This is a genomic window from Agathobaculum butyriciproducens, from assembly GCA_003096535.1.
Classification (GTDB): Bacteria; Bacillota; Clostridia; order Oscillospirales; family Butyricicoccaceae; genus Agathobaculum; species Agathobaculum butyriciproducens.
In genome coordinates this window covers 49169-75709 of the sequence record QEKJ01000002.1, presented here as the reverse complement: position 1 = coordinate 75709, position 26541 = coordinate 49169, and the positions used below count along the sequence as shown (strand labels likewise).

25 protein-coding genes and 1 riboswitch are annotated in these 26541 nt (G+C 56.4%); of the genes, 8 read left to right on the top strand and 17 right to left on the bottom strand.

Going from position 1 to position 26541, the window contains the following annotated elements:
• Positions 1–77: 77 nt before the first annotated feature.
• From C7386_RS02985 to C7386_RS13365, 5 genes are read right to left on the bottom strand one after another with little or no spacing between them, the layout of a single operon-like run.
• Entirely contained in the window at positions 78–1388 is a 1311-nt protein-coding gene (locus tag C7386_RS02985) for an FtsK/SpoIIIE domain-containing protein (protein WP_116704822.1), read from the bottom strand.
• Entirely contained in the window at positions 1388–1768 is a 381-nt protein-coding gene (locus tag C7386_RS02980; protein WP_116704821.1) for a YdcP family protein, read from the bottom strand. The genes C7386_RS02985 and C7386_RS02980 overlap by 1 nt, the downstream gene beginning before the upstream one ends.
• 22 nt (positions 1769–1790) lie before the next feature.
• Complete coding sequence (locus C7386_RS02975) at positions 1791–2114, bottom strand: YdcP family protein (protein WP_116704820.1); 324 nt, start codon at positions 2112–2114, stop codon at positions 1791–1793.
• Positions 2115–2131: 17 nt separating this feature from the next.
• Positions 2132–3193 (bottom strand): DNA cytosine methyltransferase, encoded by a 1062-nt coding sequence (locus C7386_RS02970; protein WP_116704819.1) that lies wholly within the window; start codon positions 3191–3193, stop codon positions 2132–2134.
• Positions 3180–3335, bottom strand: coding sequence for a hypothetical protein (locus tag C7386_RS13365; RefSeq protein WP_165815443.1), 156 nt, complete (start codon positions 3333–3335; stop codon positions 3180–3182). Before C7386_RS13365 ends, C7386_RS02970 begins: the two co-directional genes overlap by 14 nt.
• Positions 3336–3579: 244 nt before the next feature.
• Here C7386_RS13365 and C7386_RS02965 point away from each other — a divergent pair, with 244 nt between their 5' ends.
• The 3 genes from C7386_RS02965 (at position 3580) to C7386_RS02955 (ending at position 7184) form a co-directional block, all read left to right on the top strand.
• Complete coding sequence (locus C7386_RS02965; RefSeq protein ID WP_367575337.1) at positions 3580–3855, top strand: manganese catalase family protein; 276 nt, start codon at positions 3580–3582, stop codon at positions 3853–3855.
• 221 nt (positions 3856–4076) lie between these two features.
• Complete coding sequence (gene fabF, locus C7386_RS02960) at positions 4077–5312, top strand: beta-ketoacyl-ACP synthase II (protein WP_110437272.1); 1236 nt, start codon at positions 4077–4079, stop codon at positions 5310–5312.
• Positions 5313–5558: 246 nt separating this feature from the next.
• Positions 5559–7184, top strand: coding sequence for a class I adenylate-forming enzyme family protein (locus C7386_RS02955; RefSeq protein ID WP_207655836.1), 1626 nt, complete (start codon positions 5559–5561; stop codon positions 7182–7184).
• 237 nt (positions 7185–7421) lie between these two features.
• Here C7386_RS02955 and C7386_RS02950 read toward each other — a convergent pair whose 3' ends face one another.
• From C7386_RS02950 to ychF, 4 genes are all read right to left on the bottom strand, one after another.
• Positions 7422–7658 carry a hypothetical protein gene (locus C7386_RS02950; RefSeq protein ID WP_110437273.1) on the bottom strand — a complete coding sequence of 79 codons (237 nt, stop codon included), beginning with the start codon at positions 7656–7658 and terminating at the stop codon, positions 7422–7424.
• A gap of 6 nt (positions 7659–7664) precedes the next feature.
• A complete protein-coding gene (mnmM, locus tag C7386_RS02945) occupies positions 7665–8213 on the bottom strand; it encodes a tRNA 5-(aminomethyl)-2-thiouridylate-methyltransferase MnmM (protein WP_110437274.1) in 549 nt (182 codons plus the stop codon).
• A 12-nt stretch (positions 8214–8225) separates the two neighbouring features.
• Positions 8226–8999: an IclR family transcriptional regulator gene (locus C7386_RS02940; protein ID WP_116704818.1), complete on the bottom strand. Its 774-nt coding sequence runs from the start codon at positions 8997–8999 to the stop codon at positions 8226–8228.
• 492 nt (positions 9000–9491) lie between these two features.
• Entirely contained in the window at positions 9492–10595 is a 1104-nt protein-coding gene (gene ychF / locus C7386_RS02935; protein ID WP_116704817.1) for a redox-regulated ATPase YchF, read from the bottom strand.
• A 139-nt stretch (positions 10596–10734) separates the two neighbouring features.
• Between ychF and C7386_RS02930 the strand changes: the two genes are divergently transcribed.
• Together C7386_RS02930 and C7386_RS02925 are read left to right on the top strand one after the other, a co-directional pair.
• Positions 10735–11637, top strand: a complete 903-nt coding sequence (locus C7386_RS02930) for a hypothetical protein (protein ID WP_116704816.1) — start codon at positions 10735–10737, stop codon at positions 11635–11637.
• A 129-nt stretch (positions 11638–11766) separates the two neighbouring features.
• Positions 11767–13062 carry a M23 family metallopeptidase gene (locus C7386_RS02925; RefSeq protein ID WP_116704815.1) on the top strand — a complete coding sequence of 432 codons (1296 nt, stop codon included), beginning with the start codon at positions 11767–11769 and terminating at the stop codon, positions 13060–13062.
• Positions 13063–13255: 193 nt separating this feature from the next.
• Here C7386_RS02925 and C7386_RS02920 read toward each other — a convergent pair whose 3' ends face one another.
• From C7386_RS02920 to proB, 8 genes are all read right to left on the bottom strand, one after another.
• The gene (locus tag C7386_RS02920) at positions 13256–15040 is read right to left on the bottom strand and encodes a Na/Pi cotransporter family protein (RefSeq protein WP_116704814.1); all 1785 of its coding nucleotides are present in this window, start codon (positions 15038–15040) and stop codon (positions 13256–13258) included.
• 812 nt (positions 15041–15852) lie between these two features.
• Entirely contained in the window at positions 15853–17121 is a 1269-nt protein-coding gene (locus C7386_RS02915) for a diaminopimelate decarboxylase (RefSeq protein ID WP_110437280.1), read from the bottom strand.
• A 31-nt stretch (positions 17122–17152) separates the two neighbouring features.
• Entirely contained in the window at positions 17153–17386 is a 234-nt protein-coding gene (locus C7386_RS02910; protein WP_110437281.1) for a DUF3006 domain-containing protein, read from the bottom strand.
• A gap of 89 nt (positions 17387–17475) precedes the next feature.
• Positions 17476–18972 carry a sodium/proline symporter PutP gene (gene putP, locus C7386_RS02905; protein WP_116704813.1) on the bottom strand — a complete coding sequence of 499 codons (1497 nt, stop codon included), beginning with the start codon at positions 18970–18972 and terminating at the stop codon, positions 17476–17478.
• A gap of 161 nt (positions 18973–19133) precedes the next feature.
• Positions 19134–20351: a cation:proton antiporter gene (locus C7386_RS02900; RefSeq protein ID WP_116704878.1), complete on the bottom strand. Its 1218-nt coding sequence runs from the start codon at positions 20349–20351 to the stop codon at positions 19134–19136.
• Between the two features lie 49 nt (positions 20352–20400).
• Positions 20401–20476: riboswitch (Fluoride riboswitch) on the bottom strand.
• 41 nt (positions 20477–20517) lie between these two features.
• The gene (locus C7386_RS02895; protein ID WP_116704812.1) at positions 20518–21123 is read right to left on the bottom strand and encodes a CYTH domain-containing protein; all 606 of its coding nucleotides are present in this window, start codon (positions 21121–21123) and stop codon (positions 20518–20520) included.
• Positions 21123–22370 carry a glutamate-5-semialdehyde dehydrogenase gene (locus C7386_RS02890; RefSeq protein ID WP_116704811.1) on the bottom strand — a complete coding sequence of 416 codons (1248 nt, stop codon included), beginning with the start codon at positions 22368–22370 and terminating at the stop codon, positions 21123–21125. The genes C7386_RS02895 and C7386_RS02890 overlap by 1 nt, the downstream gene beginning before the upstream one ends.
• Before the next feature lie 124 nt (positions 22371–22494).
• On the bottom strand, positions 22495–23295 hold the full coding sequence (gene proB, locus C7386_RS02885; RefSeq protein WP_110437286.1) for a glutamate 5-kinase: 801 nt from the start codon (positions 23293–23295) through the stop codon (positions 22495–22497).
• Between the two features lie 287 nt (positions 23296–23582).
• Between proB and C7386_RS02880 the strand changes: the two genes are divergently transcribed.
• Genes C7386_RS02880 through C7386_RS02870 form a run of 3 tightly spaced genes read left to right on the top strand, consistent with a single transcriptional unit; the run spans position 23583 to position 26484 of the window.
• Complete coding sequence (locus C7386_RS02880) at positions 23583–23894, top strand: cell division protein ZapA (protein WP_165815442.1); 312 nt, start codon at positions 23583–23585, stop codon at positions 23892–23894.
• Positions 23891–25924 carry a U32 family peptidase gene (locus C7386_RS02875; RefSeq protein ID WP_116704810.1) on the top strand — a complete coding sequence of 678 codons (2034 nt, stop codon included), beginning with the start codon at positions 23891–23893 and terminating at the stop codon, positions 25922–25924. Before C7386_RS02880 ends, C7386_RS02875 begins: the two co-directional genes overlap by 4 nt.
• Positions 25924–26484 carry a Maf family protein gene (locus tag C7386_RS02870; protein WP_116704809.1) on the top strand — a complete coding sequence of 187 codons (561 nt, stop codon included), beginning with the start codon at positions 25924–25926 and terminating at the stop codon, positions 26482–26484. The genes C7386_RS02875 and C7386_RS02870 overlap by 1 nt, the downstream gene beginning before the upstream one ends.
• The last annotated feature ends 57 nt before the right edge of the window (positions 26485–26541 follow it).

Here is a 26541-nt window from a genome sequence, read left to right as displayed (position 1 = left end):
GCAGACCTCCTTTTCAAATTTAGTATAACACATCGTATTCTATGCGTCAATTATGTAGCTACATTGTTGCTACATAATTATTTTGCGCACCTCCCAATCTCCTGTAAAAAGTCGTACCCTTTCGGCACGATCGGAGTATAAAACTCCGTAATCACCCCCTTTCCGGTATCTGCATAACCTCTGCCCTTGATATTCTTGAAAAAGAACTCCTTTTTCGTTTCGCCGAACATCATACTGTATCCGAGTTCGGACATTCTGCCAAGTGCGACACGGAAATTAAACTGGTCGCGGATACCGTCACCGAGATATTTAGCATCCGGGCGCTGACAAGCGAGAATCAGGAAGAATCCCGCCTGCCGTCCCAGCATGACAATCTGCCGCAGCTTGTTGAGCACATCTTCGCGCTCCCTGCTTGTCAGCATTTCCATGAACGCAACGTACTCGTCAAACACGAGAAAATGCGGTGAAAGTCCGAGATATGCATAGTTTTCGCCGGTTTTATAATTTTCCATGCGCTTCATATCCGCACTGCGTTCGTGCATAGCAGAACAGAAATCCGTGATACACTGCACGATCTCCTCTTTGCGGCTGTGCACGTTTGGCAGGACAGACGACAAATCCGCTAAATCCGCATTTTTCGGGTCAAGAATGTACAAAACCGCATTAGTTTGCAGCAAAGCCCGAATCAGTGTCAGGATAAAGTACGTTTTACCGCCGCCTGTACCGCCCGCAATCAGCATATGCGGCAGGCTGTCAAACTCCCAATAGGTGTTCTGCATAAGCCGCATTTTGCCATTCTCCACGCGAACCTCAGAGATTGGAATACGGTTTGCGATCATATCATACAGCAGCGTGTACTCCACAAATCCGTCCAGCAGTTCCCTGCTGATAAGTTCACAATACAGGCCGCTTTCCAGCTTGTTTTCCAAGTGCAGCAGCGGTTCTTGAAACTTTCCGAGCGTAATCTCCGCCGTGATATGCAAAAGCCCGTTTTCCATGCGGTAATACAATCGCGGAAAACGGACGATCTTCGGTTTTGAACTTGCGGGCAGGTCCTTAAAAAATCCCTCGGACTGTTTGGTGTCGCTCTGCTCATACCACTGGTTTTCCAGTACCATGCGCGCCAGCTTTTGCCAATGGCGCATTTCATTCAGCTTGTCCGGAAACCGGCGGTACAGCAGCCACGCCGTCACGGTACACACTTTTACACCCATGGCCGCGCTGAACAGCAGGTAAGCCACGGACGGACTGCGCCAGTCTGTGCGGATATTCAGCAGTACAAATGTCACGGCAAACACCGCGAACAGCAGGAAAAACACCGTTCGGAACACCAAATCTTTATCGTTCGGACGAATTCGCCTGCCGCGATTTCTACACAGCCTGTGCATTACGATTTCTTATCTGCCGGAACATCCTTGTGCGGCTGGCTGTTCTGTGCGGGCGTTTTGAGCACCAGATCGTCCGCCTTGATGTACCAGTCCACCTCGGCGCTGTTGCCGAACGTCACATGGGCGATCGCACCGAACATCGGGTTGACCAACTTCACTTCCGCGTTGTACGCAAAATCGCGCACCGGAACGGTTGCCGGAATACTGACCTGAATCATGCGCCCCTGCTTGTCGCTTTTCAGATCGTAGGTGCGCTCCTTGACCACCTCGGACGGCGTGCCGTCTGCGTTTTCCTCGAACACCTCGCGGCGCATTGCCGAAAAACGCAGCGTGCCGAGCGTTGCTTCATTTTCACCGAAAAAACCATTGCTGAATCTCATAATTTATACCGTCCTTTCCTGTTTACGCCTTTTCCATATCTTCCGCGTGCAGAATGTAGTCCACGAACGCGCGACCGTTGATAACATAGCCCTCAGCCGTCACCGACGGGTTCTTGAGCTTGACCGGCTCCATGTACGCGAACTGCTTCTGGCCTGCCGCACCGTCGATCACGACCTCAATATCATCCGCACGCTGCACATCGCTGAACAGCTTGTAGCGGCGGTACAGCACCTTGGTCTGGGTGCCGTTGCGGCGGGTGTCGCCGCGCTTTACCTCGGCCGGACCGCCAAATTCCAAATTGCCGAGCGACTTCGCCATGTTAGGGATAACAAATTTCAGTTCCATAAAATTACCTCCAAATTTTAATTCATTACTTCCGCGATACCTGCCATCACATATTCTGCACACGGCAGGGCAATCGAGTTGCCGAGTGCTCGATAACGGGCATGATCGCTGATTTCTTCATTCTTGCAGCCGTACTTTGTCCAGTTTTCAGGCAGACCCATCAACCGCTCACATTCCAGCGGTGTCAGCACACGCAGGAATCCGTCTTGTTCCTCACCCTCGTACCAAAACGAAAACGGCGCCGTTACACTCGCAAGCAGAGTTGGGAACGGTTCTCCTCCTCGTCCAAAGCTGGCGCAGAACCCTTTCTGATCTCCGACCTGTGCCATAGTTCGCATCCGCCGGAGGGAAAACGGTCTGACAATGGGTACCTGCCGCCCTGTTTGAGCAGCAGGTACTCCACCTCTTTGGGTGGCGGGCAGCCCGCCCGTACCGCCAATCGAAGAAAACGGGAACATAGTCCGGGGCTTAAATAATACTTCTCCGGCACGCTGGCCTGCAAAATCCGCCACGACGAACACGCGCTTGCGCCGCTGTGCGAGGGCGGGTTCTCCCCAATACTGGGCGTCCAGCAGTCGCCAAGCGGTATCAGCGCATCCCCCTCGCACCATTCCGGCGTGTGCCCATCCACGAGGAGGCACTGAAACCTCGGCACCTGTGAACGCACTGAGCATGGCTGCAAAATCCATCCTGTCATTTGAAGAAAACGCTCCCGCAACGTTTTCCCAAATACAGAAAGCTGGATACCGACCATTGGTTGCATATCTCATCTCCTCGATAATTCGCATCGCCTGATAAAACAGGCTGGATTTCTTGCCCGCAAAACCGTTTCTCGTGCCAATCTGCGACAAGTCCTGACAGGGCGAGCCGAACGTAATCACATCGACCGGCGGTATCTCTGCGCCGCTGATCTTTGTAATGTCACCCAGGTGCAGCATATCCGGGAAATGCCGTTTGGTGATGGAGATCGGGCGTGCTTCGATCTCGCTCGCCCACACAGGTTCCATGCCGCAGTGTACCGCCGCCAATGGAAACACGCCGATTCCATCGAACAGACTGCCGAGTTTAAGTGCGGTCACGCGCATACCTCGTGCGGCCCATCATGCCGTGGATACGGCAGTTGCCGGTGCGGATTTTCTTGCCGCGTACACGGGCAAGGCAGTCGCAGTGCTCGTCCGGGTCCAAGTGTGCCCCGCAGTGCGGACAGGTGTTGTAGTACATGAGTATCCCTCCTGCTATTACATGAATTGTCATACTATCTGTACGCTGAACGGCGGCGGTCTGGCAAGCAGACAATAGATTCTATATTGAGTAAGCATAATCTTCTCCTTTTTCGAGCAATGAAAAAGCCGTCCTTCTTTGAGAACGGCTTTCGCTTTACCAGTTTTTGGCGTAATATGGTTTGTATTTTAGGAAACAGCTTGTCCTGCTTTATTTTTGTCATTTTACGGAAATTTTGTTGTTCTTGTCACATCGCAGCCCGAAACAGCTTGTACAAATCTCCCCTAAAAGTTGTTCTTATCCCATCGTACCAGAGCAAAAAGCCAGAACAACCTACGACAACCTTCTCCGCCTGATCGACGACCCGGATGTTCGCGAGCCGCTCAAATTCCTGCGAGAACGAGAAGTCGTGCATTTCCAGCGGTTCGGAGACGCGCTGCGCGTTGTGCAGGATAATCTGGATGCCAAGAACTACTATGCCTACAACCCGTCCATCGACATCCGGCCCAAAGAGAAATAACGCATTTGCAAGGAGATGGTCCCTGACCGTCTCCTTTTTTGTGCAAATACTGCATCAATCTAGGGCACTGTGCAAAACAAATTTGAACACTTTACTGTGTAAAGTGTCTTTTCTTTTCCGTGCATTTCTGCTATAATGCTATTAAGTAGCGCATATTATATATTTGCCTGATCACTATCGGACAGGCCTTCGCATAAATTTCAGTAAGTAGGGGAACAAGCATGAAAGAACAGAAATTGGTCATCACCGGTATGGGCGCTGTTACGCCGATCGGTATTGGTGTGGACGCATACTGGTCCGCACTGGTGGAGGGACAATGCGGTGTAGGAAAAATTACCCGCTTTGATGCATCCGAACTGCCCGTGCAGATCGCGGCAGAGCTGAAGGACTTCGATCCCGCTGCCTACATGCCGAAAACGCTGGCCCGCACGATGGACCCGTTCATGCAGTTTGCCTTTGTGGCGGCCGAGGAGGCTCTCAAGAACAGTGAGCTGTCCATCGAGAGCGAAAGCGACCGTATCGGCATCGTCATGGGCACTGCAATGGACGGCGTTACCACCGTTGCACAGACGCAGGCTGCGTTCGACACAGGCAAGCGCGTCGGCCCTCGCTTTGTGCCGATGACCATCGGCAACATCGCTGCCGCCCAGATCTCGATTGCTCACGGCATTCACGGCCCGAGCCTGACACTCAATACGGCATGCTCGGCAGGCGGCGACGCCATCATGACCGCAGCGATGCTGCTCCGCTCCGGCGAGGCAGACGCGGTTCTGGCAGTCGGCGGCGAAAGCATTCTGTGCCCGATCGTGGTTTCCGGTCTGTCGCAGGCCAAGGCGCTTTCCCGCCGAAACGACGACCCCGAGCAGGCGTGCCGCCCGTTCGACCTTGACCGCGACGGCTTCGTTATCGGTGAAGGCGGCGGCGCTCTCCTGATCGAGACCGAGGAGCATGCACTCGCCCGCGGCGCAAAAATCCACGCCGTACTCGCCGGTTACGCGAATACCTCGGATGCACACCACGTTACCGCGCCCTGCCCGGACGGCGAAGGCGCTTCCCGCTGCATGAAGCTGGCGCTCAAGAGGGCCGGCATGCAGCCATCCGACATTGGCTATATCAACGCGCACGGCACGTCCACGCCGCTCGGCGACAAGGCCGAAACACTGGCGGTCAAGGCCGTGTTCGGCGGCCGCGAAAGCGCACCGCCGATGAGCTCCACCAAGTCCGCGACCGGCCACCTCATGGGCGCCGGCGGCCTGACCGAAGCCATCGCCTGCATCAAGGCCATCGAGGAAGGCGTTCTTCCGCCTACCCTGCACCTGGCAAAGCCCGATCCGGAATGCGATCTGGATTATGTGCCGAATACCGCGCGCAAGGCGGAAATCAACGCTGCAATGAGCAATTCGCTCGGCTTCGGCGGACAGAATTCCAGCCTGATTGTTGCCAAATACGAAAAATAATTCCTATCAAGAATACGCAGTTAGTGATTATGTATCCTTAAAATTGCGAATTTTTATCCTATTGCAAATAAATATAACAGGGACATCGGCATGCAGCCTGTGTCCCTGTAAGATTTTTCTTCTTGCAATTTCGTGATTGTATGGTATTATAATATTCGTTAAGTAGTTTTTAACTCTACATACAACCATCCCCTGAGGTAATTATGAATTGCTAATTCCCCATACAAATTATTAAGAGGTGATCCCTTGAGTCACGAATACACCTATGATATTTCCATGTTCCGCGACACATTTGAAACCCGTTTCACCTATCTGAACGGTTTCCTGCGCAATGTTTCGCGTTTCGGCAGCCGACCGGCACTCTTTGACCCGCATTCCGGCCGCCGCTGGACCTACCGCGAACTGAACGCCGAAGCCAACCGTCTGGCGCATGCGCTGCGCGCGGACGGCGTCGGCAAGAACGATGTTGTCATGTTCACCCTGCTCAATTCGCCGGAGTTTGTTTTCTGCTATCTGGCGGCGCACAAGATTGGTGCGGTCGCGTGTCCGGTCAACTACCGGCAGGGCGCAGGCGAGATTGCACTCGTCATTGATGACAGCACGCCCAAAGCTTTCATCTACGACGCCGAGTTCGGCGAGCTGTCCGGCGGTGCGCTCGACCTGTGCGAGAGCAAGCCTGCTATCAAGATCGTTGTCGGCGCGGATGATGCCGTACCTGCCGGTCAGGTGCGCTATGCGGATTACGTTGCCGATCAGCCGGAGAACGACCCGCCGATCGACTTCGACCCGCACATCTACGACGAGACCACCCGTCTGTACACTTCCGGCACAACCAACCGTCCGAAGGGCGTGCCGATCAACAATATCAACGAGGTGCTTTCCGCGCATGACGTTATGATGCACTTCCCTCTCGGTCCGACCGACCGCACGATGAACATGACCCCGTGGTTCCACCGCGGCGGCATCCACTCCGGCGGCCCGTGCCCGACCCTCTATGCGGGCGGTGAAGTTGTCATTCTGCGCGATTTTGCACCGAAGCGCTGCCTGGAATATGCCGCGAAGTACAACATTTCGTTCCTGATCGGTGTACCGACCATCATTGCCATGCTCGCCCGCACGCAGGAGCGCACCCCGCACGACCTGTCCGCGCTGCGCGGCATTGTCACCATGGGCGCGCCGTTTGAAAAGAGCGCATGCGAGAAGTACATGAAGCTGCTCACGCCGAACATTTTCAACGGCTACGGCACGACGGAATCCTTCTGGAACACATTTCTGCGCCCGTTCGACCTGCCGGATAACGCAGGCTCGGCCGGCCGCTCGTGTACGGATGACGAGGTCCGCATCGTAAAGCTGCGCGAGGACGGCTCCCATTCCGAGCCGGACGATCTGGTCCCGCACGACAACGTGGCCGAGGGCGAGATTATCATTTCCTCTCCGGCAAAGAGCGCATTTTGTTACTATAATAACCCGGAAATGACCGAACAGAAGTTCTACAAGGGCTTTCTGTACACCGGCGATGTCGGCACATGGGACGAGAACGAGTTCGTCACCGTGCGCGGCCGCAAGGACGATATGATCGTTTCCGCCGGCGAGAACATCTATCCGCCGCAGATCGAGGCCGTGCTGAACGACCATCCCAAGGTCGCAGAGAGCGCCGTTATCGGTGCGCCGGACAAGCTGCGCGGCGAAGTCGTTGCGGCATATGTTGTGCCGAGCGATCCCTCCCTCACCGTTGAGGAGCTGAAGGAGTACTGCACGAACAGTCCCGTGCTGTCCTCGTACAAGTGGCCGCGCATCTACAACATCGTTGATTCCCTGCCGCACACCGCGACCGGCAAAATCATGCACCGCGCCCTGCGCAACAAGGCTTGACAGCCGTTCCCTATTGTTAAAATACGGAGGGCAAGTCATTCATCAGAAATGACAAGCCGGATAAGGTGACAGGTTGAGATACCTGTTCCTTATCCGGCTTTTTGTATATATGGAGAATGGAAAATGACGTGAACTGATGTCATCCGTTCTCCATTTTATTTTACAAAAACAAAGAAGGGCAGCCACCGGCCGCCCCTGCAGAATGTCATCCTATACAATAATTACCAACTGCTGATCTTACAAAAGTCCCTGCAGTGAATAAACTGCCGCCAGCGCCAGCAGAATGGCGATCAGCGTTTTCAGCACGCGCAGGAATCGTTCTCTTGTGACAAACCGCCGCCAACCTGTCAGCTTCGGGTCCGGAGGAAGCATTTCGTCCGGTGTCGGCTTATGGTCGAGCAGCCTCACGTCGCAATCCTTGCATTTACGAACATTCTCGACGTATTCCGCGCCGCATTTCGGGCACCAAGGCATAATTCGTTACTCCTTCCAGATGAAAATCGGCAGCGGCGGATCATTTTTGCGGTTCATCCATTCACAGCCGAGCACGGTATAGGTTCGGTCGTCGAGTTCCCGCAAGTGAGCCAGAATCGCGTCGCGCTCCTCATAGCCGTTTTCCTTGCCGTAATAGAGCGCAAGCGCCATCAATCCGCCTTTTTTGAGCAGCTTCAGTCCCGCATCAACAGCAGGCAGTGAAGTTTCTGCGGTGGTGAATTTTGTCGGGTCTCCGCCGGGCAGACGGCCGAAATTGAACACGATGCAGTCCACCGTCTCCGGTTCGGCGTAGTGCGCCATGTTAGCGTGGCTGTCGAGGTACACCTCGGCGCTGAGGTGCTCCTTCGCCAGCAGCTCGCGGGTCTGCCGGACGGCATCCTCCTGCACATCAAAGGCCAGCACACGGCCGTTTTCGCCTGTCAGACGGCACAGCAGCGCTGTGTCTCTGCCCTTGCCCGCGGTCGCATCAATACAAAAATCGCCTTCCCGAACCTGCCGCCGGAGCACATCATGCACAACCGAAAGTGTGTTCATGCTCTGCCCTCCTCAAAAGCGGCTGCCGCCGAGCGCGCGCGCGATTTCGTCCCGCGCAGCCATGAGCGGCGCACGCAGCTCTGCCACGCGCTGGTCAGTCATGCGGCTGACCGGCGCAGACAGCGAAATCGCGTAGGACGCGCGTCCGCGGTAATCCGGAATGGCGGCCGCAATGCAGCGTACGCCAAGCTCGTTCTCCTCATTGTCGAGCGCATAACCAAGCTGACGCACCTTGTCGATCTCACGGAAAAACGCGTCCTCATCGACGATGGTGTGCTCGGTCCACGCATGCACATCGCTGTGCTGCCACACGTCGCGCACCTCTGCGGTGTCCCATGTGGCAAGAATTGCCTTTCCGACGCCCGTACAGTACAGCGGCAGGCGCATGCCGATGCGCGAGAACATGCGGATGGCAGACGAGCCGTTATCCACTTTGTGGATGTACACAATGTCCTTGTCGTCGCGCATGACAAGGTGAACCGTCTCATCCGTGCACTGCTCGAGGCGTTCAAGCGACGCGCGTGCTCTCTCAACAATATCCAGATTATCCACAATATAGCTGCTCAACTCGCACAGGCGCATACCGGCGCGGTAGACGCTGGTTTCCGCGTCGCGCTGCACATAGCCGCGCGCACACATGCTGGTCAGCAGACGGTGAACCGTGCTTTTGTGCAGGCCGGTTTCCGCAGACAGACCGCCGATGCTCATGCCGTTGCGGCTGCGGCACAGAGTTTCCAGCAAATCGAATGCGCGGTCGAGCGATTGAACGGTCGATTGCTCCGCCATGAAAACGCTTCCCTTCGTTCCGTATTATAAAACACATCTCCATTATACAGCAAAGCTGCACAAAAAACAAGGGATTATTTTGGTGTGGTCGCCAAATGGGGGTCGATCGCTTGCGAAGCGAACGGAATCTTGCCTGCCCGGCGAGGGCACAAGAAGGAGGACACCGAGGTTTCCTCCTTCTTGTGAATCATCCACTTTCCTAAGAGGGCACGGCGAAATTTGCAGAGCTGAGACTATAGGGGAACGGCAGTCGGGTTACTCTACCGTTCATTTCGTGAAATATTCGCAGTTCACAGATAGATTACTGCTACACAGGTGGTTTACTCTCCGCAGAGCGCGGCATAACAGTGCCGCGCAACCCGTTGGCACGTTGTAACAGACAGCACCTATGAATAAATCTGCTGATAAACGCTATCTTCAGGGAGCGAAATTTCTCCTTTTACAAAGCAAAACCACAGTCTAAACGACTGTGGTCTGCGTAAAATGTTTGAATCAGACGTTGAAACGGAACAGAACAACATCGCCGTCCTGCATCACATACTCCTTGCCCTCGGAGCGAACCAGACCCTTTTCGCGGGCAGCAGCCAGCGAGCCAAGCTCGATGAGGTCCTTATAGTTGATAACCTCAGCGCGAATGAAGCCGCGCTCGAAGTCGGTGTGAATCTTGCCGGCAGCCTGCGGCGCCTTTGTGCCCTTCTCGATGGTCCACGCGCGAACCTCCTGCTCGCCGGCGGTGAGGTAGCTCATCAGGCCGAGCAGGTCGTAGCAGACCTTGATCAGACGGTCCAGACCGGACTCATGCAGGCCGAGCTCGGACAGGAACATCTCCTTCTCCTCTGCGTCCATGCCGGCGATATCCTCCTCCAGCTTTGCGCAGATCGGCAGAACCATCGCGCCTTCTGCGTCTGCGATGGCCTGTACCGCCTTGAGGCGCTCGTTCTCGGTATCGTTGCCGGTGAAGCCTTCCTCGTCCATATTTGCCGCGTAGATGACCTTCTTCGCGGACAGCAGGTCGCTCTCGCCGATCACGCGGTCAATGTCCTCGTCCTCGCCAAAGCCCTCGAAGGTGCGGGCGGTCTTGCCCTCCTCCAGATGCGCCTTCAGGTTCTCGAGGATTTCCACATCACGGAGCAGCTTCTTGTCTGCCTTCGCAGCCTTGCGGGTACGCTCAAGACGGCGCTCGAGGTGCTCGATGTCCGCAAGGATCAGCTCGAGGTTGATGGTCTCGATGTCACGGGCCGGATCGACCGAGCCTTCAACGTGCACGATGTTCTCGTTGTCGAAGCAGCGGACAACGTGAACGATGGCGTCAACCTCGCGGATGTGGGACAGGAACTTGTTGCCCAGACCCTCGCCCTTGCTTGCGCCGCGCACCAGACCGGCGATGTCCACGAACTCGACCACCGCAGGCGTGGTCTTCTTTGCGTGATAGAGATCGGTCAGCGGCTGCAGACGCTCATCCGGTACAGCAACCATGCCGACGTTCGGGTCGATGGTGCAGAACGGATAGTTTGCGCTTTCCGCGCCCGCCTGCGTAATTGCGTTGAACAAGGTAGACTTGCCGACGTTTGGCAGTCCGACGATGCCGAGTTTCATAATGTAATTCCTCCAACTTTATAAGGGGATTTTCTGCTCCCCGTTTTCTGCATAAAAATAGTATACCGCTTTCGCTGGAATTTTGCAATGTTTTGCGCTATACTAAAGATACCAATTTGTCTGCAAGAGGTGAAGAGCCATGCCTTCTTATGTCACTTACCATATTTTTGCGGCTACCGTACAGCGCGTAACCAGTGATTCGGTCGCCCATATCGCGTCCTCCTATCCGGCGGCCTACCGATGGGGCTCGCAGGGAGCGGACCCGCTGGCGCTCTATCACGCGCCGTTCCCATCCGCCCTGCGCAGACTGGCGAACCGCGTCTGCACCGAGCCGCCCGCGCCGCTGTTCGAGTCACTGTGCAAAGCCGCCGTCGCGTCGCACAACACGGCTGCGCTCGCGTATGTATTCGGATTCTGCACGCACTATGCACTCAGCCGCGTAACCTATTCGTTTGTTTCCGCACAGGCGGACAGGCTGTCGCAGTTCATGCCGGGCTACTCTGCCGAGGCACGCCGCCATTTAGTCGAGAGCGACATCGACGGTGTGATGATCGCGGATTTTGTCTCGGACACGCCCGCCGAGTACGAGGCGTACCGTCAGCTGGAGCCGGATGCGCCCGAGTCCCCTCTCGCGGCGAAAATTCTGGCGCAGGCCCTGCGAGAGACGTACGGCGTGCACATCACGCCTGCCGCCGTCTACCACTCGATGAACGATATGCGCCGCATGCACCATCTCGCGCATCAGGGTGCCTCTGCGCTCAGCCGTCTGCAGCGGTTCGAGCACCTGATCGGCAAATCCGGTTTTGCGTCCTCGCTTATCCGTCCGACAGAGCCGCTCTCGGCGGACTGCACCAATCAGGAGCACCGTCCGTGGACATCCCGCACCGGCGAGCGAACGGATTCGTTCTACGATCTGTTTGATGCCGCCGTGCCGCTGGCAGTCTCGCTGCAGCGTGCCGCTCTCGACCGCTATTATCAGCAGAAGCCGCTCGATCCGCGCTTTTTCCCCACGGATTTTACGGGCACACCCATCAAAAAGTAAAAATTTTATAACTTAGCGACAGGTTTCGTATGACTTCGCTCCCTGAAATGGGTATTCTTGGTGCTGTTACCAAATTGTAACCATTGAAAGGAGTGAATATGGCGCACATCATTCCGCCATACTACCATCATGCGAAACCTGTTATCTTTTGTTTTGGGCGTGATTTCACGCCTGCTCTACCTGCTTCTGCGGCTCATCCTGCTGCTCGACCGCACGATCTGCCGCGTATACGACCTGCCGGTCTGGAGCCGGTTCGCCGGCGTTCTGCGGCAGGCAGGCCGCCGCCGTTCGGTCTGTGCGCTGAGCGTATTCGGACTGCTGTTCCTGCTGCCCGCTCTGCTGCTGACCCGGCCGGGCACGCTGCTGCTTGCGGACGGTCAGCCGCTCGGTGTCATCGAGGATAGCGCAACGCTGCTGAACGCAGTAAACGCGGTTGAATCCAGCGCATCCTCTGTTTCCGGCACGGACTATTACCTGCCGCTGCGCCTGCAGGCCAGGCCGGTGCGGACAGCCGCTCCCCTGCTGACGCAGGAGGAACTCGAGCGCAATCTCATTACTGCCAGCGGCGAGTTAGACACGCTTGCCATTATTTCGGTGGACGGCAAACAGACCGCCATTGCCGCCGATACGGACGGCGCGCAGGCCGCGCTCGACCGGATCAAGGCCGCGTACACGACAGCGGCAGACGAAAACGTACACTTCCTGCAGACCGTCCGCGTGGACAAGGCCGTTGCGCCAGCCGCGCTTGCAGAGACCGATTCCGCGCTGTATGATACCCTGTCGCAATGCCTTGACGTGACCGCGACCCGCGCCGTCACCTACACCGAGCAGATTCCGTTCGATACCGTGACGCAGGAGAACGAAAATCAGGACCAGACCTACCGCGAGACCGTTCGGCAGGGCTGTGCAGGCACAGCGCAGGTCACCGCCGAGATTGAAACCGTGGACGGCGAGGAGCGCACGCGCACCATCCTTGCGCGCACCGTGCTCCGGCAGGCCACCGATGAAATTGTCGAGGTCGGCACGCGCAATGTTGGCATCGGCACCGGAGAATTTGCCGTGCCGCTGACCAGCTACACGTTCACCTCGGCGTTCAAGTACCGCTGGGGCCGCCTGCACGGCGGCGTAGACCTCGCCGTGGACGAAGGCACGCCGGTCTATGCCGCGGATAACGGCAAGGTCATCGTTGCAGAGGACTCCGGCAACGGCTACGGCAGCTATATCATCCTCGACCACCGGAACGGCTTCAAGACGCTGTACGGGCATAATTCACAGCTGCTCGTGTCGGTCGGCGATGTAGTCAGCAAGGGCGATAAAATCGCGCTTTCCGGCAATACCGGCAACTCCACCGGCCCGCATCTGCATTTTGAGGTGCAGGTCAATGATGAAAAGGTAGATCCCACTCAGTATGTGCAGTTGAGTTAACCGGTGAAGTAATGGAAAATTGAGAATGGAGAATGGAAAATGACGCTATCCCTGCGCGAGTTCCATCCTCGCCGCGTGGAAGTACGCGCTGCGCGCGTTATTATATCGCGCACGGCGCGATACCACAATTCTCAATTCTCCATTATCCATTCTCAATAAAAAAAGAGATTGGCAAAGCCAATCTCTTTTTGTGTTACTCCATCGCCTCGACTTCATCAATCTTGGTGAGGTACTTATTCTGATAGAATTTGAGCTTCTCCGCGAACTGCGGGGTCTCCTTATACGCCTGCTTGACGTAGGCGTGCGTATCAAACTCGGCTGCGCCCTCGGCCAGCTGGATGGTATAAATGGCGATATTCGAGCAGTGGTCGCTGATCTTCTCAAGGTCATGCACAATATCCAGGAAGTGGATACCGGTCTGCATGGTGCACTCGTTCCGGCCCAGACGCTCGATGTGGCGGCTCTTGAGACGCTCCTTCATCGTATCCACAACTTCTTCCAGTGGCTCGACCATACGGGCGGTCGAAACAGCCTGATTGTCATAGCCGTCAACGGTCATGTCGAGCACCTCGGCAACCGCTTCGCACATGGTATGCAGCTCCTGCATCGCACTCGGCGAGAAGGACAGACCGGCCTCACGGAACTCGTCGGCACGCTCGAAGATGTTCTGCGCATAGTCGCCGATCTTCTCAAAATCAGACAGCGAGTGCATCATCTCGGCCATCTGGCGGCGCTGATCGACCGAACGGATGTTGTGGATGGTGGTCAGGTAACGGCCAATCTCAACCTCTGCACGGTCGAGGAAGGCCTCGTGCTCGTGGAAGATCTCCTCGTTTGCAGCCGCGCCGCCGAACAGCGGGTCGGTTGCCAGATGGAAATTCTGCTTGGCAGTGTCGCCCATGTCGGCAATGCAGCGCTGCGCCTGATCGAGTGCCAGGGACGGCGTGGTCAGGAAGCGAGGCTCCAGCTTTGCCAGAGGGTCTTCCTGCGTCTCCTCGGCAGGCACGCTTGCCGTTGCCAGCTTGACCAGCAGACCGGTGAACGGCAGGAACAGCACCGTACAGGTGAGATTGAACAGCGTATGGAAGTTTGCGATGCCGCCCTTGTCGATTGCGTTATCCCAGAAAGAGAAACCAACCGTGTACTGAATCGCATAAATGCCGATCAGGAACAGGATGGAGCCGATCAGGTTGAAGTAGAAGTGTACCATCGCGGTACGGCGGGCATTCTTGGAGCCGCCCACCGAGGACAGGAATGCGGTGATACAGGTACCGATGTTCTGACCGAGGATGATCGGGATAGCAGCCGAATAGGTGATCGCACCCGTGGTAGACAGCGCCTGCAGGATACCAACCGATGCGGAGGACGACTGGATGATCGCGGTAACGCCCGCGCCAACCAGCACGCCGAGCACCGGATTGGAGATAGCAGCGAACAGATCCGCGAACTGCGGCAGATCAGCCAGCGGTGCAACTGCGCCCTCCATGACCGACATGCCGATGAACAGAATACCGAAACCGGTGAAGATATCCGCGATATCGCGGGTACGGCGCTTTTTTGCAATCATCATAATGATTACGCCGACCAGCACGATGATATATGCCAGATTCTTTGGCTTGAGCAGATCCATGAACAGGTTGCCGCTGCCCTCGCCGCCAGACAGACGCAGGATCTGCGCGGTAATCGTGGTACCGATGTTGGCACCGAGGATAACGCCGACCGACTGCTTGAGCGTCATGATACCGGCGTTTACAAAGCCGACAACCATAACGGTCGTTGCGGACGAAGATTGAATGACCATGGTAACGACCATGCCCATCAGCAGAGCCGTAACGACATTGCCCGTCATTTTTTCGAGTGTTTTCTCCAGTTTAGAGCCAGCTGCGCGCTCCAAACCCTTTCCCATTGTCGTCATACCGTAGATGAACAGCGCAAGACCGCCGATCATCTGCACGATTGACAGCACATCAAAACCCATATGCTTCCTCCCGTTTTGTTACACAATCATTTTCATTATTTCTTGACGATTCGCATACATTTTAATTATATGGTTTTTACATGGTACTGTCAATAAAAATTGCGTTAATACGCAGGCTTTACACACATTTAACATTGGTTTTCGATTGTATTGGGTACAACCCGAGTCTCGGTGATCTTAATTTGTAAATATTCTGCACAGGGTTCGCCGCACCCGCGGCGGTGGGCAAGAGGGTAGACACCTGCGGTTTCTACCCTCTTAACTCCCGTTTCCCTTTATTTCGTAGTCTGGCGCAGACCAGAGACCGGCGACCGCTCCGAAATTGGAATACGGCAGAGGATTTTTCTTCCGTATGTTTCTCAACATATTCGCAGTGTCAAATACCGTACTGCTACACATATGGTTTACTCTACGCAGGCGCAACATAACAGTGTTGCGCAACTCGTTTACGCGTTGTTATGGACAACACCTGCGGATTCCACTTTACCAACAAACTTTACCGCAGGGTGCGCCAAGGTGAATTGCCCGAAGGGCAAGAGAAGGTCCTCTGGAGGATACCCGTGTCGCGCAACTCGTTGGCTCGTTATTACAGACGGCACCTACGAATATAATCCATTAATATCATTTAACAACTATCCGTAGGGCGGGGTGCCCTCACCCCGCCGTTCCCCAATACCCCCCTTATGTTAAACCCAACCGGAGACATTGTTTCATCTGTACGTTCATTTTCCATTCTCCATTTTCAATCCTCAATTACTCCACAGAACGCAAAAAGGACCCCAAAGGGGTCCTTTTCTGTGTACATAAAACTCTTACTTAATATTATCAAACAGTCCGGTAAAATCAAACGTTGCAAAGTAGTCCTTCGGGGTCTCTGCGCGGCGGATCATCTCTACCGAGCCGTCCTCGCAAAGCAGCAGCTCTGCGGAACGCAGCTTTGCGTTATAGTTATAGCCCATCGAGAAGCCGTGCGCGCCGGTATCGTGGATATAAACGTAATCGCCGATGTCAATCTGCGGCAGATTGCGGTCAACGGCAAACTTGTCGTTATTTTCGCACAGACCGCCGGTCACGTCGTAGGTATGATCGCACAGCGCGTTTTCCTTGCCGAGCACGGTGATATGGTGGTATGCGCCGTACATCGCCGGACGCATGAGGTTTGCCGCGCAGGCGTCCAGACCGGCATACTCCTTATAGGTATGCTTCTGGTGGATGCACTGGGCAACCAGAGCGCCGTAAGGGCCAAGGATAAAGCGGCCCATCTCGGTGTAGATGGCAACATCGTCCATGCCGGCCGGAACAAGAACCTCGTCGTATGCCTGATGCACGCCTTCACCGATGGCCATGATGTCGTTCGGCTCCTGCGACGGACGGTACGGAATGCCTACGCCGCCGGACAGGTTGATGAATGCGATATGCACGCCGGTCTCCTTCTGCACGTCAACCGCCAGCTGGAACAGGATGCGCGCCAGTGCCGGATAGTACTCATTGGCAACCGTGTTGGAGGCGAGGAATGCGTGAATGCCGAAATGCTTAACACCCTTTTGCTTCATGTACTTGAACGCTTCGACCAGCTGCTCGCGGGTCATGCCGTACTTGGCCTCCTGCGGGGTATCCATGATGGAATTGTTCAGCACGAAGTCGCCGCCCGGATTGAAGCGGCAGGACATGGTCTCCTTCCAGTCGCCTACTACCTTGTCGTAGAAATCGAGGTGGGTAATATCATCGAAGTTGATGATGGCGTTCAGGTCGGACGCGAGCTTGTAGTCCTCTGCCGGAGTGACGTTGGAGGAGAACATGATGTCATGCTCCTTTACGCCGCAAACATCGCTGAGCTGCAGCTCGGGCAGGCTGGAGCAGTCACAGCCAAAGCCTTCCTCATGCAGAATCTGGATGAGACGCGGGTTCGGCGTCGCCTTAACAGCGAAATATTCCTTGTAACCCGGATTCCACGCAAATGCTTTCTTTACCTTACGGGCGTTCTCACGGATCGCCTTCTCATCGTAAATGTGGAACGGAGTCGGATAGGTTTTGGTGATCTCCTGCACTTGCTGGAGCGTCAAAAAGGGTTTCTTTTCCATTGGTGTGTTCGCCTTTCCTTTACTGGGGTATTCAATCGGTATTCTTACCGAGAATTCGCTCAAATCGACGGCGCATATCGTTTTCCATGCGCTGGGTCTCGATTTCATCGATATCAACGATACGGCCGTCCTTGATGATGACCACCATGCCCTCGCACAGCATTGCCGGTGCATCGGCACGGTCGAAATTCACCATTTCGCCGTTTACTTCAACGACTACGGAATCGCCTTCAAAGCAATCTACAATTCCGGTCTGCTTTGTCATAGCAGTCTCCTCCTCGCCTCATTGATTCTGGGCGGTACCACATTGGGTATTCCCTTTTACTTACATTACTTACTCTTAAATTCTGCAGATTACTCTACGCAGTGATGGTAGGAATCGAACTCATCGGTCACTGCCTTGGTCGGTGCCGGTGTCAGCAGGCTGACAACAACGATGGCAAGCAGACCGAACACAAAGCCCGGCACGATCTCATACAGATCGAAGATGCCGCCGGACAGCTGCGCCCATACCAGATCGACTACGCCGCCGACGATAATGCCGGCATACGCGCCCTGCTTGTTCGTGCGTCTCCAGAACAGCGAACACAGAACCAGCGGACCGAAGGCAGAGCCGAAGCCGCCCCATGCGTAGGATACCAGACCAAGGATGGTGCTGTTCTGGTTGGTTGCGATCAGAACAGCGATAATTGCTACCGCCATAACGCAGCCGCGGGAGACCCACATCAGCTCCTTCTCGCTTGCGTTCTTGCGGATCTTGTTGTGGTAAAAGTCCTCCGTGATAGCGGATGCGGTAACCAGCAGCTGGCTGTCCGCAGTGGACATGATGGCTGCCAGAATAGCCGACAGGAAGATACCGGCGATGAATACCGGGAAGATCTTCGCTACCATGTTAATGTAGATGGTTTCCTGATTGCCGTCATTGAGCAGCAGTCCGTCGCCGAGGAACATACGGCCGGAAACGCCGATCATGATAGCTGCGGTCAGCGAGATAAGCACCCATACCGTAGCAATGCGTCGGGATTTCTTGATCGCCTGCGGAGACGAAATGCCCATGAAGCGCACGAGGATATGCGGCTGACCGAAGTAGCCGAGACCCCATGCAAGCAGCGAGATGATGCCCATTGCAGTATACGGCACGCCGGTCGCACCGTCAACGAGCATATTCAGGAAATTCGGATTGAACGCTTCCACCTGCGAGAAGAACTCGGTCGGACCGCCCATCGAGAAGATAGCAATGGTCGGAACCGCGAGCACGCAGAAGAACATCAGGATGCCCTGGAAGAAGTCGGTCCAGCAAACAGCGAAAAAGCCGCCTGCAAACGTGTACGAAATAACGACTACTGCACCGACCAGCAGCGACACCATGTACGGAATGCCGAATACGGACGAGAACAGCTTCGCGCAGGATACAAAGCCGGACGCAGTGTAAAACAGGAAAAACACCAGAATAAACACCGCTGCAACAACCGAAATCCAGCCGCTTTCATCGTGGAAACGGTTTTTGAAGAACTGCGGCAGCGTAATCGCATCGCCTGCGGTTTTGGTGTACTGGCGCAGACGCTTTGCAACGAGCAGCCAGTTAAGGTAAGTGCCAATAGCCAGACCAATGGCAATCCATCCTGCGGAAATACCGGACAGGTACGCCGCACCCGGCAGACCCATCAGCAGCCAGCCGGACATATCGGATGCCTGTGCACTCATGGAGGTTACCCACGAGCCAAGCTGTCGGCCGCCCAGAAAATACTCATTTGTCGTGCGGTTTTTGCCGACGAAATACATGCCTATGCAGAGCATAAAGATCAGGTAACAGCAGAATGCCGCTATTGTGATTATGCTGTCGAAAGTCATATGTTTTACCCTCCTAAAATTTCATTTTAATTATACACGGAAACGTGCAATTTTGCAAGATTTCACGAAGGAAATTGCATCTTTAGCAAAAAATATACACTTTGCACAATTTTCCGCCGAGGAAAATGACAGCAGTTATCACAAACGCACCCAACATATCCTCATTCTGCAATATCGGACGGGCTCTCCTGCACGAGAAGGCGTCCGGCGGTACGGTCGATGCCAATGGCGCCGAGCGGCGCGGTAATCAGGATGGCGAGCACCGCCACCGAAAGCACCAGCTGTCCGCACGGCAGACCCATTGACAGCGGCACCGAGCCGATGGCCGCCTGCACGGTTGCCTTCGGCAGATAGGCAATCACACAGAACAGACGCTCCTTCCGGTTCAGCCCGGTACCGAGCATACAGATGCTTACGCCGACCGCGCGGAACACGAGCGCAAGTGCGATCATGAGCACAGCGGCGGCACCGGCCTGTACTGCGCAGCGGATATCCACAGCCGCGCCGACCAGCACGAAAAGAATCGCTTCGGCAGCGATCCACAGCTTGCCGAACTTGGCGGACAGACGTTTGGTGACTTTCTCCGGACTTTTGATCTTGAGCACGCATGCCATGCTCATAACGGCCAGCAGTCCGGACACGGACACAATGCCTTTGAGCCAGGTCTCCACCGCCATCAGCAGGAACGACAGGCCGAGAATCAAAATAACCTTCGTGCTGTTGCGGACATAGCAGCCGTGCCGATAAGCGGTCTCAAGGAACAGGTGCAGCAGCAGACCGACAGCCGCCCCGAGCGCCACGCCGAGCACAATGGAAACCGGGATGTTCACGAAATCCATCATGTTGGCACTGCCGCCCTGTGCCATGCCGACAAAGGTCGAGAACAGCACGATCACATAAATATCGTCACAGGACGCGCCCGCCAGTATCATCTGCGGAATGCCCTGCCCTGTTCCCCGCTTTTCTTCCATCAGCTGTACCATTCTCGGCACAACCACCGCCGGAGATACCGCACCGAGCACAGCACCCATGACGGCCGCTTCTATCCGGTTGATGCCCAGAATGTGCGGCGCAAGCAGGAAAAACGCCAGAATCTCACAGCTTGCGGGCACGCAGGACATCATGACAGCCGGTCGGCCGACTTTTTTCAGGTCAGACAGGTCGAGCGACAGACCGGCCTTGATCAAGATGATGATGAGCGCCATCTGCCGCAGCTCGGACGAGATGGACAAAATGGAATCGTCCAGCCAGTTCAGCACATACGGCCCTATCAGAATGCCCGTGAGCAGCATGCCGATGATGCGCGGCAGACCGATCCGGCTGCATAGTGCCGCCGCAGCCAGACCGAGCAGAAATACGAGCGCGAGTGAAGTTAGCATAGTTTTTCCTCCCAGAAACGCAGAAAAGCCGATGGCATCTGCGCAGAAATAGTACGCAGAAGTCATCAGCTTCGAAAGCGGTTTAGGACGTTCGTCCAAGGGAGAACCTCATTCCCCTGTTGCAGTTCTTATTATAAGGTATAGAAACCGGTTTGTAAAGCGAAATTTACAGCGCCATCGCTCTCGCCAGCTTGCTGGTCGGCTCAACCACGAGGTCAAGCTGCTGCGCCAGCTCTGCGGCAAGCGCGTGGAAGGTATCCTCGCTGCCTGCGACATACTCCAGTTCGATCTCGCACAGCGGCGCCGATTTACCGTTATGACGCAGTTCGCCTTCGTCAAGCGCCATTTCGCACACGGTATCGCCCTCCTGCAGCAGAACCGCACACCGGCGGAACGAAACCGTGCAGATTTCCTGCAGGTCGGCTGCCAGCGCCCGCTCGCACAGGTCATTCGGTGCACCGAGTTCGGGCAGTCGGCGCAGACCGTCAAGCAGAGAGACCGCCTCGCACTGGTACTCCTCGTGAGCACGCATGCCATCCGGCGTATCCGTGTTGCGCAGCTTCATGCAGCACACGCTGCGGTCGTTCTCGCGGCGCAGACGCAGTGCCGCCTGATGTTCCTTCAGCAGTCCGTCCGCCGTGTCAAAATAGCTGGATTCCATGTTGATGGTTCGGCTCTGGCTGCCAATCCGCGAGGAAGCCCACAGCAGCGCCTGACCGAGCAGCTTTTCGTCGGCACGCCACTTGTATTCCTTCTCCATCGTTTTATCCATTATCGCACCTGTCCGTTTCCGTAAATGATATACTTGGTGGTGGTGAGCGCGGTCAGACCCATCGGACCGCGTGCGTGCAGCTTCTGGGTAGAAATGCCGATTTCAGCGCCGAAGCCGAACTCAAAGCCGTCGGTAAAGCGCGTAGACGCATTGACATAGACAGCCGCCGCGTCCACTTCCTCCAAAAATCGCTGCGACGCATCATAATCGCGGGTGACGATACACTCCGAGTGACCGGTGTTAAAGCGGTTGATGTGGTCAATGGCCTCGTCCAGCGAATCGACCACCTTGCACGAAATTTCGTAGCCGAGGTATTCTCTGCCGTAGTCCTCATCGGTCGCGGGCGCAATGCTGTCACCGAGGATTTCCATCGTGCGCGGACAGCCGTGAATTGCCACATGATCGGGTGCAAGGCCCTCTGCTGCCATCGGCAGAAATTTCTCCGCAACGTCCTTGTGGACGAGCAGGCTTTCCGCCGCATTGCATACGCTCGGGCGCTGGCACTTGGCGTTGACGAGAATATTCTTCGCCATCTCGAGGTCGGCAGTCGCATCAACGTAAACGTGGCAGTTGCCCGTGCCGGTCTCGATGACAGGCACGGTCGCGTTCATGACAACCGAACGGATCAGTCCTGCGCCGCCGCGCGGAATCAGCACATCGAGATAGCCGTTCAGCTTCATCATCTGGGTTGCGGTGTCGCGGCTGGTGTCCTCCACCAGATTGATGGCGTTCTCCGGCAGACCTTCAGCCGCCAGTGCCTCGCGCATCAGCCTGGTCAGGCACATGGAGGACTGGAACGCCTCCTTGCCGCCGCGCAGAATGCACGCCGAGCCGGCCTTGAAGCACAGCACAGCCGCATCCACGGTAACGTTCGGACGAGCCTCGTAGATAATGCCGATCACACCCATCGGCACGCGCTTCTGACCGATGTTCAGGCCGTTCGGACGCTTATGCATCCAAAGCACCTCACCGACCGGGTCGGGCAGCGCCGCCACCTGACGGCAGCCTTCGGCAATGCCCGCAATGCGCTTTTCGTCCAGCATCAGACGGTCGATCAGGCCGTCGTTCAGACCTGCCGCTCTGCCGTTTTCAATATCAATCCTGTTTGCCGCGATGATCTCGTCCGCATGTGCCATCAGCGTGTCCGCAATGGCGAGGATGCCGCGGTTTTTATCGTTCGTGCCGAGCTTCGCCACCGCGTATTTCGAGCGGCGGGCATCTTCGGCGATCTGCATGAGCGTTCTCATTATATATTCACCTCATAATCTGCACAATTTATCTCGTAGGGCGTGACGACCTCGGCACGCCGCTGTAAACCATCTGCAATTCGTTAGAAACGGTGCGCCGAGTCGTCGCGCCCTACGGTATACGTTAGCGTTCGCGTTGGAACAGGGTTCCAACCTCTTTACCGTCCACAATATCATACAAAAGTCCCTGCTTATCGCCGTTGGCGACCATCATAGGAATGCCTGCGTCCATGCAAAGCTCTGCGGCGGTGATTTTGGTCGCCATGCCGCCCGTGCCGTGCGCGGAACCGGCGCCGCCCGCCATACGGCGGATTTTTGCGTCAATCCTGCCGACGTGGTTAATCAGCTTGGCCTGCGGGTTGGTGCGCGGGTTGGAGTCGTACAGGCCATCGATATCCGAGAAGATGACCAGCAGATCGGCATCGCACATGCGTGCCACGACTGCGGACAGCGTATCGTTATCACCGAAGTTCTCGATGTGCTTCAGCTCGGCGGTTGCAACCGTGTCGTTTTCGTTGATGATGGGCACAACGCCGATCTTGGTCAGCGCGGTAAACGTGTTATGGATGTTGGCGCGCTGGTCGTCATCGACGATATTCTCGCGCGTCAGCAGGATCTGCGCCACGTTGATGCCGTATTCCAGAAACATTTTGTCGTAAATGTGCATCAGCTCGCACTGCCCGACAGCCGCCGCCGCCTGCTTGACCGACAGCTCCTTCGGTCTCTCCGCCAGGCCGAGCTTTGCTGTGCCGACCGCCACCGCACCCGAGGATACGAGCACCATCTCGAAGCCGCGGTTCTGCAGGTCGCTGATCGTGCGTACCAGACGCTCGATACGGCGGATATTCGGCTTGCCGTTGTCATAAGTCAGCGTCGAGGAGCCGACCTTGACGACAATGCGCCGGACCTCGTTCATGTTCAGCATAAAAATGACCTCCAAAAGATAACGTGGAAGCCTTTTCCCGGACTTCCGCCAATATACACATTTTATCACACTAAAACGCGCGAGACAAGCCGAACACAAATCTTTTACACTTTATACACATTGTGAAAATTCTATACGGAGTTTTTTATCGTTTGCACAGAATTTTTATTTCAAAACCTGTCATATTGTGCTATACTATATCTTATCTTCTTATGCCTATTCGAGCAGAGCCGCCTGTTTTCGGCTGCTCTGCCTGCACTATATTTAATGAAAGGAAGGGACCCGTTATGGCAAACCGCATGGTTCTTCATATTGCCGGTCAAAAATACAACCTGGTCTCCGACGAGAGCGCGGACTATATGCATGAGGTAGCCGAGCTGGCACGCCAGACCGTAGCGCACTGCGGCGGCTCGCCGTCGTTTGCGTCCACACGCGCGCTGGCACTGGCAACGGTCACGCTGGCGGATGATTACATCAAGGCCAAGTCTGCCGCCGAAGCCGCTGAGGCAAAATGCCGTGCCCTCGAAGCCGAGCTTGCCGCACTGCGCGACCGGCAGGCGCCGAATAACGGCAAGCACCCGAATCACAACCGCAAATGAGGAATAAAGTAGAACTTCTTGCTCCCGCCGGTTCGCCGGAGGGCATTCGCGCCGCTGTGCAGTCCGGTGCAGGCGCGGTCTATATGGGCTTCGGCATGTTCAACGCACGCCGCAACGCACAGGGCTTTTCGCATGACGAGATGGCGGACGCCATCGCCTACTGCCGCGCACGCGACGTAAAAACCAATATCACACTCAACATTCTTGCAGGCGACCGCGAGCTTGAGGACGCACTCGAGGACGCAAAATTCCTGTACGAAGCAGGCGCGGACGCGCTTATCGTGCAGGATCTGGGGCTGGCGCGGCTCATCCACGCACACGCGCCGGATTTCGCGCTGCACGCCTCCACGCAGATGACCATTCACACGCTCGACGCAGCAAAGCAGGCGCGCGACATCGGCTTTTCGCGCGTAGTGCTCAGCCGGGAATGCTCCCGCGAGGAGATCAAACTCATCACCGAGCAGGCCGGTGTCGAGACCGAGGTGTTCGTGCACGGTGCGCTGTGCATGTGCTACTCGGGCCAGTGCTACCTGTCCGCCGTGATCGGTCAGCGCTCGGGCAACCGCGGTCTGTGTGCACAGCCGTGCCGCCTGCCGTACAGCGGCGGCTATCCGCTGTCGCTCAAGGATCTCATGCTCGCCGGACACGTTGCCGAGCTTTCCGACTGGGGTGTGTCCTCGCTCAAGATTGAGGGCCGCATGAAGCGTCCGGAGTACGCCGCTATTGTAACCAAGGTCTACTCTGACCTGCTCCGTGAGCACCGCAGACCGACCGCCGAGGAGCGCGACATTCTGCGCCGCGTATTCTCGCGCGACGGCTTCACCGACGGCTACTACACCGGCAAGCTGGGCGACAGCATGTTCGGCACCAAGACCGATGTACCGATGAACGAGGTAAAGAAGCTGTACGACGAGGCCGCGCACCGCTTTGCCGAAGGCAGGGAGGCGCCGCTCGTGCCGGTTTCGCTCTGCTTTACCGCCCGCAAGGACACCGGCGCGGTGCTCAGTGCGGACGGCGTTTCGGTCGTCATGCCGGTAGAGCAGGCACAGAACCGCCCGACCACACCGGAGATGATCGAAAAATCGCTCAGAAAGACCGGCGGCACGCCGTTTTATATTGAGAATATGCGTATCGAGGTGCAGGACGGTCTGATGATCCCGGCGTCCGTGATGAACGGCATGCGCCGCGACGCACTCGACCTTCTGCTGGCAAAACGCGGCGTTGCGCCCTCCCGCGACTGGCTGCATGGCAGCGTGCTGCCGCGCGACGACGAGGCCGCTGCCCGCGAGGGCTTCCGCGGCTACACCGCAGCCGTGCGCACCAAGGCGCAGGCGGATGCGCTGCGCGAGCTTGGTCTGGAGACCGTTTACGTCCCGCTTGAAGTTGCGGCACAGACCGGACTGCCCGCCATCCTGCCGCGCGTGTTCTCGGACAACGAGCAGCCGCAGATCGAGATGCTGCTCGGTGAAGCCATGAGCCGCGGAACCGACACGGTTCTCGCCGGAAACATCGGCCACATCCCGCTTGCCAAGCGGCTTGGCTTTACCGTGCACGGCGATTTCGGTCTGAACGCCTACAACAGCAAAACGCTGAGCGCACTGGCTGAAATGGGCGTTTCCCGCCAGACGCTTTCGTTCGAGGCTCGTCTGGCGCAGATTCGAGATATGCGCGGTCCGCTCGAGACCGACCTGATCGTCTACGGCCGTCTGCCGCTGATGATCTTTGAAAACTGCGCCATTCGCCGTCAGCACGGCGGCAAGTGCTCGTGCCAGAACGGCGTGACGTACCTCACCGACCGCCGCAAGGAGCGTTTCCCGCTGCTGAACGAATTCGGTTGCCGCAACACGCTGCTGAACAGCCGTCCGCTCTGTCTGCGTGAGGATTTTGCCCGCCTGGGCGTGCAGACCGCGCGTCTGCAGTTCACCATCGAATCGCCCGAGGAATGTGTGCGGATTGCCCGCGCGTTCCTGTCCGGCGCACCGCTGGACGGCGAATTTACCAACGGATTATATAAAAGAGGAGTCGAATAATGGAGATCGTTTTAGCGTCCGCTTCGCCGCGGCGCAGGGAGCTTCTGAGCCTTATCACCGAACACTTTACGGTCTGCCCTGCCGATGCGGACGAAACCCTGCGGGATGCACCGCTCGGTGAGGAAGTCACCCGTCTTTCCCGCCTCAAGGCCGAGGCTGTGCAGGCACAGCACCCGAACGCCGTGTGCATCGGCTCGGATACCATGGTCACGATCGACGGACTGCGCCTCGGCAAGCCGAAGGACGCGGACGAGGCCGCTTCCATGCTCCGCCGTCTGCGCGGACGCACCCATGAGGTGCTGACCGGACTTGCCGTGCTCACGCCGGACGGCGGGGCGCACACGCTGCACACCTGCACGCGCGTCACCTTCCGCGATTTTGCGGAGGACGAGCTTGCCGCCTACCTCGCCACCGGAGAGCCGCTCGACAAGGCCGGCGCCTACGGCATCCAGGGCCACGGCGCACTGCTCATCAAGAGCATCGAGGGCGACTATTACAGCGTCATGGGTCTGCCTGTGGCTCCGCTTTATACCATTCTGCGCGATATTCATGCGGTATAAGCCGCATTTACCTGCTGAAATTCCACATTTCAGTGCAAAATTATGAAAGGAAGATTC

Bases quoted from the DNA above. Each gene is read 5' to 3' on its own strand.
- C7386_RS02920 (WP_116704814.1), bottom strand. From the start codon at position 15,040: ATGGGTTTTGATGTGCTGTCAATCGTGCAGATGATCGGCGGTCTTGCG.
- C7386_RS02930 (WP_116704816.1), top strand. From the start codon at position 10,735: ATGCCTTCTTATGTCACTTACCATATTTTTGCGGCTACCGTACAGCGC.
- C7386_RS02895 (WP_116704812.1), bottom strand. From the start codon at position 21,123: ATGGATAAAACGATGGAGAAGGAATACAAGTGGCGTGCCGACGAAAAG.
- ychF (WP_116704817.1), bottom strand. From the start codon at position 10,595: ATGAAACTCGGCATCGTCGGACTGCCAAACGTCGGCAAGTCTACCTTG.
- C7386_RS02910 (WP_110437281.1), bottom strand. From the start codon at position 17,386: ATGACAAAGCAGACCGGAATTGTAGATTGCTTTGAAGGCGATTCCGTA.
- C7386_RS02875 (WP_116704810.1), top strand. From the start codon at position 23,891: ATGAGGAATAAAGTAGAACTTCTTGCTCCCGCCGGTTCGCCGGAGGGC.
- C7386_RS02985 (WP_116704822.1), bottom strand. From the start codon at position 1,388: ATGCACAGGCTGTGTAGAAATCGCGGCAGGCGAATTCGTCCGAACGAT.
- mnmM (WP_110437274.1), bottom strand. From the start codon at position 8,213: ATGAACACACTTTCGGTTGTGCATGATGTGCTCCGGCGGCAGGTTCGG.
- C7386_RS02900 (WP_116704878.1), bottom strand. From the start codon at position 20,351: ATGCTAACTTCACTCGCGCTCGTATTTCTGCTCGGTCTGGCTGCGGCG.
- C7386_RS02915 (WP_110437280.1), bottom strand. From the start codon at position 17,121: ATGGAAAAGAAACCCTTTTTGACGCTCCAGCAAGTGCAGGAGATCACC.
- proB (WP_110437286.1), bottom strand. From the start codon at position 23,295: ATGCTGAACATGAACGAGGTCCGGCGCATTGTCGTCAAGGTCGGCTCC.
- C7386_RS02950 (WP_110437273.1), bottom strand. From the start codon at position 7,658: ATGCCTTGGTGCCCGAAATGCGGCGCGGAATACGTCGAGAATGTTCGT.
- C7386_RS02890 (WP_116704811.1), bottom strand. From the start codon at position 22,370: ATGAGAACGCTCATGCAGATCGCCGAAGATGCCCGCCGCTCGAAATAC.
- C7386_RS02870 (WP_116704809.1), top strand. From the start codon at position 25,924: ATGGAGATCGTTTTAGCGTCCGCTTCGCCGCGGCGCAGGGAGCTTCTG.
- C7386_RS02925 (WP_116704815.1), top strand. From the start codon at position 11,767: ATGCGAAACCTGTTATCTTTTGTTTTGGGCGTGATTTCACGCCTGCTC.
- putP (WP_116704813.1), bottom strand. From the start codon at position 18,972: ATGACTTTCGACAGCATAATCACAATAGCGGCATTCTGCTGTTACCTG.
- C7386_RS02980 (WP_116704821.1), bottom strand. From the start codon at position 1,768: ATGAGATTCAGCAATGGTTTTTTCGGTGAAAATGAAGCAACGCTCGGC.
- C7386_RS02880 (WP_165815442.1), top strand. From the start codon at position 23,583: ATGGCAAACCGCATGGTTCTTCATATTGCCGGTCAAAAATACAACCTG.
- C7386_RS02975 (WP_116704820.1), bottom strand. From the start codon at position 2,114: ATGGAACTGAAATTTGTTATCCCTAACATGGCGAAGTCGCTCGGCAAT.
- fabF (WP_110437272.1), top strand. From the start codon at position 4,077: ATGAAAGAACAGAAATTGGTCATCACCGGTATGGGCGCTGTTACGCCG.
- C7386_RS13365 (WP_165815443.1), bottom strand. From the start codon at position 3,335: ATGTACTACAACACCTGTCCGCACTGCGGGGCACACTTGGACCCGGAC.
- C7386_RS02940 (WP_116704818.1), bottom strand. From the start codon at position 8,999: ATGGCGGAGCAATCGACCGTTCAATCGCTCGACCGCGCATTCGATTTG.